Source organism: Nostoc sp. S13 (genome assembly GCF_029379315.1).
Classification (GTDB): domain Bacteria; phylum Cyanobacteriota; class Cyanobacteriia; order Cyanobacteriales; family Nostocaceae; genus Nostoc.
Genome location: NZ_JAQYWQ010000094.1, coordinates 21,200 through 29,589, shown reverse-complemented (window position 1 = coordinate 29,589; position 8,390 = coordinate 21,200). Strand labels below are relative to the sequence as shown.

Below are 8,390 nucleotides of genomic sequence, written 5' to 3'. Positions count from 1 at the left end.
GTTTAGATATCAGCTTATAATTTTCTTGAGTAATTTATTCCTTGGAAGTCCCTTACTGAGCTTGTCGAAGTATGGGGTTCTTACTTTTAAGTTTTGACTTTTGACTTTTGACTTCCCCGAAGGGGCGATATGTTGCCTTAAAGCCGAGGCGGGAAGAGCAAACGGATATATTCAATAGACATCTCTGAAAAAGAATGTAGAGACGCGAAATTTCGCGTCTCTACAAGGGTTCTAGATAACGCATATTTAATTTCACCAAATGTCTAATAGTTCTAAAATATTGTGCAGATGCTATACAACAAAGGTGCGCCGCAGCTACGCCCATCGTAGACATCGCTCTTTTCCTGCTCTCCTACCCCATGCCTCCAAAGTGCTAATTTACCACTTGGCTGCCATGACTGCGGGGGTCATCTTGACTAGCCGTTGGTGCTACTGGGGCTGAGAATTTAGAAACTTTCCCGCTAGCTTGAGCGTAGGGGAGAGACGAGCCAGTAACCAAAGCTTCTAAGTTGCTAGCCATAATCGTCCGGGGTTGATCACCGATCGCTTCGGCTATGGTTTCCCCTTGCTGACTCAAAAATACAAAATGGGGAATCCCATCCACCCGATATTTCAGCATTTCCGGTAGCCACTTGATATTATCCACATTCAGCATCACAAAATTCATCTTGTCAGCATACTCTGTTTCTAGTTGGGTGATATCTGGTGCCATTTTCTGACAGACAGTACACCAATCAGCATAAAACTCTACTAGAGATGGTTTGCCGTTGCTGATTGCTACTTCTAACGGTGTGGAGGTATCGCTTAACTTCGCCAGGGAAGCCGAGGTTGTTTCAGTTCGCAATCCTAAGAAGAGGGCAACGCTGAGGGCGATCGCGACCATTACAATTAAGAAGTTTCTCAAACGCGTCCCGAATGTGGATTCCGACTTATCGGGGGAATTAACAGGTGAATCAGTACTCATAACAGAATTATTAAAACTTATTAAGCCATGTCTTCTTCAGTTTAGCTGACCAGAAGAGGACAATGGGAACAACTTAGAGTAACGCTCGAATACTCGCAACCCCTACGTTATTGCCGTGACCTCTTGAAGAAAAAATTACGATGTTTGGCGAGGGGTTAAGCAATAGCTCCCTTTTGACCCAAGAATCCCCCGTTTTATAAACGGGGAAGTGTCAAATAAATAGTAATATTACTGATTCTTCATCGAAAAATTTAAGTTAGATATAGTATCTGCTACGTATTTACTTATACATTCCAGGTATTAAAGATTCAATCTGGAATTTATTTAATTACAAATTAATGATTAAAAAAACCTTGGTTAGAAATCAGCCAGAGGTCGGCAAGTTGGTGGGCAAACTGAGGATTTTTGCTGGATTTCTAACACTCAGCTTTGTGATAGCAGCAGTATTATGCAACTATCAGGATGCGATGTCTACGACGGGCGTAGCTGCGGCCCAAACTCCTAATCCTCAGACGTTACCGCCTGGTCGATTAGAAGATGTTCCTGTCACTCCCTTACCAACGGATGTGCTGCCGAAGCTACCAGATAACAATCAATTGCTCCCATCCCCAAAAGTACCGAATCAGCCAATTCCGGGACAGGATGACCCGAATGCCAGATTTCGGGTTGATCGCATTGAAGTCGTTGGTAGTACAGTTTTCAAACCAGAACAGTTTGCGGTTGTCACGGCTCCATTTGTGGGACGGGAACTGACGTTTGCAGAGTTGTTGCAAGTTAGAGATGCCATCACGAAGCTCTACACTGATAACGGCTATGTAACCACTGGGGCATTGATTACACCGCAGACAGTAGAAGTTGGAGTGATCAAAATTCAGGTGATCGAGGGGAGTGTGCAAGAAATCAAGATTATCGGTAATCGGCGATTGAGCAGCAAATACATTCGCGATCGCATTCAACTTGGTGCTGGCCAACCCTTAAATATACCACGCTTACTCGAAAAGCTGCAACTACTCCGCCTCGACCCGCGGATTCAAAACCTGTCAGCCGAGTTGCAAACAGGTGTGCATCCGGGAACTAATCTGTTGCAAGTTGAAGTTGAAGAAGCTGATACCTTTAAGCTGACGGCAAGCCTGGATAATGGGCGATCGCCAAGTGTGGGCAGTTTTCGCCGGGGAGTGGATCTGCAAGAAGCCAATTTACTCGGTTTGGGCGATACCTTGAGCGTGGGATACGCCAATACCGATGGTAGTAATACAATCAATGCCAATTACACGCTACCGATTAATGCCCACAATGGCACTGTATTCTTTGGTTTTAACCAGGGATGGAACCACGTTATTGAAAAGCCATTCAGCGTCCTTGATATTCAATCAAATACCCAGTATTACGAATTGGGCTATCGACAACCACTGCTGCAAAAACCAACCCAAGAGTTGGCAATCGGGCTGTTATTCTCGCGCCAGTCAAGCCAAACTGAGTTGGGTATTGATCACATTGGGCCGTTTCGACTCTCCCCCGGTGCGGATGCAAACGGAAAAACCAATATTTCTGCCCTGCGCTTTTTTCAAGAATATACCCAGCGAAGCAACCAGTATGTATTTGCGGCGCGATCGCAATTCAGCTTTGGCGTAGATTGGTTCGATGCTAATGTCAGCAATAATCAACCAGATAGTCGCTTTTTTGCCTGGCGCGGACAGGCGCAGTGGGTACGGCAATTAGCACCCGACACTCTATTTTTAGTCAGGGGCGATTTGCAATTGGCGGCAGATTCCTTAGTGCCTTTGGAGCAATTTGGTCTGGGTGGACAGCTAAGTGTACGCGGCTATCGCCAAGACGCATTACTCACAGATAATGGTTTGTTATTTTCGGCAGAACTTCGAGTACCCATTGTCCGCGCTGCCAAGATTGGCGGGGTGCTGCAACTAACACCCTTCATTGATTTTGGCAAAGGCTGGAATGTCAAGGGCGAAAATCCATCACCGAGTACGCTTTTTAGTACTGGGTTGGGGCTGTTGTGGAAACAGGGCGATGACTTCTTGGTTCGCCTAGATTGGGGTATTCCCCTAATCTCAGTGGACGGTGAAAGGCGATCGCTCCAAGAAAATGGGCTGTACTTCTCGGTGCAGTATTCGCCGTTTTGAGCGAGGCGATCGGTTCAAGACCATACCGTTTTGGTGTCCTAAATGCAACGTATAAATAAAGGCTTGGCGATAACAACGATCTCTACTTGGTTGGTTCTGTGCGGTGGAATAGTGCCGTTGATGTTAATGCCACTTTGGTGCGCCTTTGCCAACGCCCAGGTAACTCCTGATGGCACATTGAATACTAATGTCTCTCAAACTGGCAATAACTTTACCATCACCAACGGTAATCGAGTTGGCAACAACCTCTTCCACAGCTTCAGCCAATTCTCAGTTCCTAGTAACGGCTCTGCTTTCTTTAACAACGCCGCAGATGTGCAAAATATCTTCAGCCGCGTCACTGGAGGCAGTGTTTCGCAAATTGATGGTTTAATACGCGCGAATGGTAGCGCTAATCTGTTTTTGGTCAATCCCAGTGGGATTATTTTCGGCGCAAATGCTCAATTGAATATTGGCGGATCGTTTATTGGTACAACTGCCAACAGTATTACATTTGCCGATGGTGTTGAGTTGAGCGCAATTAATTCTCAATCAGCCCCGTTGTTGAGTATCAATGTTCCCCTTGGTTTGCAAATGGGTAGCAATCCCGCACCGATCAACATTCAAGGCACAGGACATACCTTAACACTTAACAATAGTCGGACTCCTATCAATCGCACTCCTAGTCCCACACAACTGCGGGTACAGCCTGAAAAAACCCTGGCGTTGGTGGGTGGTACTCTAAATTTGCATGGGGCAACTCTGACTGCCGAACAAGGACGGATTGAATTGGGTAGTTTGGGCGAGGCAGGGTTAGTTAGCCTCGTCCCAACCACTCAGGGTTATACACTGGTGTATGGCAATGGGCAAAACTTTGGTAATATTCAACTTGCCCAGAAATCTCTACTAGATGTCAGTGGGGTAAATGCAGGTTCCGTGCAGGTGCAGGGTAAACACATTCAAGTTACCGATAGCTCCCTAGTATTAGCACAAAATCTCGGTAATTTTCCTGGCGGGAATCTACATCTGCAAGCATCAGCAGGAATCGATGTGACTGGTACACTCAGCGGAATTCGCAGTGAAACTTTAGGCATTGGAACAAGTGGGAACATCAGCGTCATTACTCCCCGATTCAGCCTTCAGCAGGGAGCAGCATTAAATAACATTACTTTTGGAACAGCTACCAGTGGCAATATCCAGGTTGATGCCTCAGTGCTGGAGATATCTGGCTTCTCGCCCATCAGTTCAACTGGTAGCGTGATTAACACCAGTACCTTCGGTTCTGGAAGTGCAGGTAATGTCTTGGTGAATGGCGATAGTTTACTAGTATCCAATGGTGCTGGGCTGTCTTCAATATCCCGTGGTAGCGGTGACAGTGGTCAAGTAGTCATTCACAACATGGATACTACCGTCAGTGGAAGCAACTCGGCACCTATGGGTACTAGAATTGGCTCAACTACTTTCAGTACAGGAAACGCTAAAACCATAACATTGGATACAGCCAGGTTGTATCTGCGAGATGGGGGAGCAATTACCACAAGTTCGTTTTCTGCCGGTCATGGCGGAGATCTCAGGATAAATGCCACAGAATCCATCCAAATTATTGGCAGTAATAACGTAATAAATAATAGCGGCATCCCCAATAGCGGCATCACCTCGTCCGTCCTGAGCCTAAGCCCAACATTACAGCAACGATTTGATGTATTGTATAGTACATCTACAGGTCATGCAGGTACTGTGAGGATCACCACACCAAACCTGATGCTGACAGATGGCGGGGCTGTGAGCGTTACCAATGATGGTAGTGGCAATGGTGGCAGTCTCAAAATCACAGCAAATACCATCCGATTAGACCGTCAAGGAAGCATCCAGGCACAAACACAATCAGGTAATGGAGGTAATATCACCTTAGAAGTTGGAAAATTGTTGGTGCTGCGTCACCAGAGCGCGATCGCCGCAACAGCAGGCGGTAATGGTAATGGAGGTAATATAAACATTAATGCACCGATTATCGTCGGCTTAGAAAACAGTGACATTATTGCTAATGCTTTTAATGGTAATGGCGGTAACATCAACATTACCACCCAAGGCGTCTTTGGGCTGAAGTTGGGCGATCGCCTCACAAGAGAAAGCGACATCAGTGCCAGTTCCCAATTTGGCGTGAGTGGCACTGTTCAAGTTAATACTATCGGTATCGCTCCAAATTCCGGCTTAGTCGAACTACCAGCAAATGTCACCGACCCATCGCAGCAAATTGCTACAGGCTGTGCGGGTAGTGAAGGCAGCAGTTTTGTAGCGACGGGGCGGGGTGGAATACCGCAAAATCCCCTTCAACAAGTGACGAGCGAGCGCACTTGGTCTGATATCCGCGACATCTCTGCATACCGCAAAATCGGGGAAGTTACAGCCCAAATACCTGAATCCGCAGAGGTTCTTATCCAAGCTACTTCCTGGCATCGCAATGCCCAAGGCAAAATTGAGTTAGTTGCAGATAAACCTTCTACTCAGGTGCAACAACCATTAAACTGTGCTGCTGTTGGCAAAATTTAATTATGTTATTAATCATGTCCGAAAAGGGAACTCTAACTTGAAATCAGTTAAAGGAAGTTTTTGGTATGAGAGCGATGTCTAACGACAAGCCCAACTCTACAAGAGGCTGCGCCAACGGGTTCGGGGGGTCACAAGACGTTCGTTCGCGCAGCGTGTCGCAGACAAGACTCGCTAACGCTGTGCTAACGACGCCAAGCGCCAACTCTTGGAGAGGCTCTGCCAACGCGCAGCGTCTTGCAGAGAAGACTGCGACCCCCTCACCGCGAAGCGTCTACGCTTTTCTATCTACACTCACAATCGGCTTCTTGAGTTCCGTGGTACTACCAGCGATACTCCTTTGGAGTCGCTGCGCGATCGCTCAGGTAACATCCGATGGTACAACTAATACCCTTGTCAACCAAAGCGGTAACAATTTTATCATTCTTAATGGTATTGAAAAAGGTAATAATTTATTTCACAGTTTCACTAATTTCTCTGTGCCTACGAATGGTTCAGCAACTTTTGATTTAACTAACACACCAAATATTACAACTATATTTAGCCGAGTTACAGGTGGAAATGTTTCCAATATTGATGGCTTAATTCAAACTCTCAATGGTAATAATCAGGTAAGTTTGTTTTTAATGAATCCGGCGGGGATTGTGTTTGGTCAAAATGCCTCGTTGAATATTGGCGGCTCGTTTGTGGGAACAACGGCGAATAGCATTAAGTTTGCTGATGGAATAGAGTTTAGTGCGACTAATCCCAGTGCTACGCCGTTGTTGACGATGAGTGTGCCAATTGGGTTACAAATGGGGCAAAATCCGGGAGATATTACCGTTCAAAACACCGGACACCGTTTAATTAGTATTGGTAATGCTATAGTTTCTCCTCTGGATCGAAGTAACAATCCTGTAGGATTAGGCGTTACCTCTGGTAATAACTTGGCATTGATAGGGGGAGAAGTAGCCTTAGATGGTGGAGTGTTAAATGCACCTTCTGGACATATTGAACTCGGTAGCGCCAGTAATGGCACAGTTAATCTCAACACCTCTTCTCCTCATTGGAATTTTGATTATGGCAATATAAAACAATTTGGGAATATTCATCTGTCCCATCAATCCCTTGCCGATGCCAGTGGCACCCGTGCGGGTTCTATTCATTTCCAGGGTCGAAATATTAGCTTGCAAGATGGGTCTGCTGCCCTATTAGTTAATCAAGGAAGCAATAATTCCGGCGACATTAGCGTTAATGCTAGTGAGTCATTGCAACTAGGGGGAGTTGGCACTGATAGATTTACACAAACTGGATTGCGTGCTGATAATTTGGGCGATGGTGCTGGGGGTAATATTTTGGTTTCTGCCTCCCAAGTATTCCTCTACGATGGTGGTACTGTTGATGGATTCAATTTTGGTAAAGGTTCAGGAAGTAATATTTCGATGGAAATTGGAGATTTGCTTCAAATTGTGGGATTATCACCTATTAGTGGATTGAGCAGTTCACTGATTACTAACACCACCAATTCGGGGAAAAGTGGTGATATTCAAGTAGTTACCAAAAAATTGCAGATTTTAGATGGTGCTGAGATCGACAATGCTAGCGTGTCTAATGGTATGGCAGGTAAGATCACGATTAATGCTGCTGATTTCATCGAAGTGATGGGGCAAAATTTGCGTGATAGCCTCATAGTCGTTACCACATTTAGCCAAGCAAATGCAGGCCAATTAACTATTAATACTGCCAAACTGAGAATACAGGATGGAGGAGGTATCATTGCATCTACCTTAAATAGCGGCAATGGAGGGGATTTGCTAATCAATGCTTCTGACACCGTTGAAGTCAGTGGAGTGAGTAATATTTCTCGTCTCCCAAGTCGAATTGGTGCTAGGGCCGAATTACCTGCACCACCCATTCGGCGACTACTTGGATTACCAGATGTGATCACAGGTAACACAGGTAAACTCGTTGTTAACACCCCACGCTTGCAGATTACAGATGGGGCGATTGTTGGTGTTGACCACCAAAGCATTGGCAATGCTGGAAAACTAGAAATTAATGCAGGTTCAATCCGTCTTGACAATGGTGGTAAAATTACTGCCGCTACTGTTCAGGGTGAAGGCGGTAACATTTTTATCCAGGCAAATGACTTAATCATGGCTCATGGTAGTTCAATTGTTACTAATGCAGGTGGTATTGGCAATGGGGGCAACATCACCATTAACTCTCCCATCATCGTCGGCTGGGAAAATAGCGATATCATCGCCAACGCATTCCAAGGTAATGGGGGCAACATTCAAATCAACACCCAAGGCATATTCGGGCTAAAATACCGTAACGAACTCACCCTAGAAAACGACATCACCGCCAGTTCCAAATTTGGGGTTAACGGTACGGTAGATATCAATAATTTTGGAGTTGACCCCAGTTCTGGTTTAGTCGAATTACCTGTAAACTTAACAGACTCATCACAACAAATTGCTACAGGTTGTTCTAATACGAATGGTAGTAGTTTTGTCGCCACGGGACGGGGTGGAATCCCGCAAAATCCCCTTCAACAAGTGACGAGCGAGCGCACTTGGTCTGATATCCGCGATCTCTCTGCATACCGCAAAATCGGCGAAGTCACGGTCCAAATACCCCTAACCCCAGAAACTCTCGTCCAAGCTACAGGTTGGCATCGCAACGCTGACGGTAAAATTGAGTTAATTGCTGCTCAAATAGCCCATGTACAACCATCTTTAAACTGTGCTGCGGTATCAAACTAATTAGTTCCTACA

The 8,390-nt window shown here is 45.6% G+C and carries 4 protein-coding genes; 3 read left to right on the top strand and 1 reads right to left on the bottom strand.

Features of this window, described 5'->3' with window-relative positions; translation table 11 throughout:
• Nucleotides 1–373: 373 nt before the first annotated feature.
• Nucleotides 374–964: a thioredoxin family protein gene (locus PUQ00_RS24110; RefSeq protein ID WP_300421575.1), complete on the bottom strand. Its 591-nt coding sequence runs from the start codon at nt 962–964 to the stop codon at nt 374–376.
• Between the two features lie 338 nt (nt 965–1,302).
• Between PUQ00_RS24110 and PUQ00_RS24105 the strand changes: the two genes are divergently transcribed.
• From PUQ00_RS24105 to PUQ00_RS24095, 3 genes are all read left to right on the top strand, one after another.
• Nucleotides 1,303–3,105, top strand: coding sequence for a ShlB/FhaC/HecB family hemolysin secretion/activation protein (locus tag PUQ00_RS24105; protein WP_300421573.1), 1,803 nt, complete (start codon nt 1,303–1,305; stop codon nt 3,103–3,105).
• Between the two features lie 120 nt (nt 3,106–3,225).
• The gene (locus PUQ00_RS24100; protein ID WP_300421578.1) at nt 3,226–5,634 is read left to right on the top strand and encodes an S-layer family protein; all 2,409 of its coding nucleotides are present in this window, start codon (nt 3,226–3,228) and stop codon (nt 5,632–5,634) included.
• Between the two features lie 74 nt (nt 5,635–5,708).
• Nucleotides 5,709–8,378, top strand: coding sequence for an S-layer family protein (locus PUQ00_RS24095; protein ID WP_300421572.1), 2,670 nt, complete (start codon nt 5,709–5,711; stop codon nt 8,376–8,378).
• The last annotated feature ends 12 nt before the right edge of the window (nt 8,379–8,390 follow it).

Coding starts and splice junctions, on each gene's coding strand:
- PUQ00_RS24110 (WP_300421575.1), bottom strand. CDS start 964: ATGAGTACTGATTCACCTGTTAATTCCCCCGATAAGTCGGAATCCACA.
- PUQ00_RS24105 (WP_300421573.1), top strand. CDS start 1,303: ATGATTAAAAAAACCTTGGTTAGAAATCAGCCAGAGGTCGGCAAGTTG.
- PUQ00_RS24100 (WP_300421578.1), top strand. CDS start 3,226: ATGTTAATGCCACTTTGGTGCGCCTTTGCCAACGCCCAGGTAACTCCT.
- PUQ00_RS24095 (WP_300421572.1), top strand. CDS start 5,709: ATGTCTAACGACAAGCCCAACTCTACAAGAGGCTGCGCCAACGGGTTC.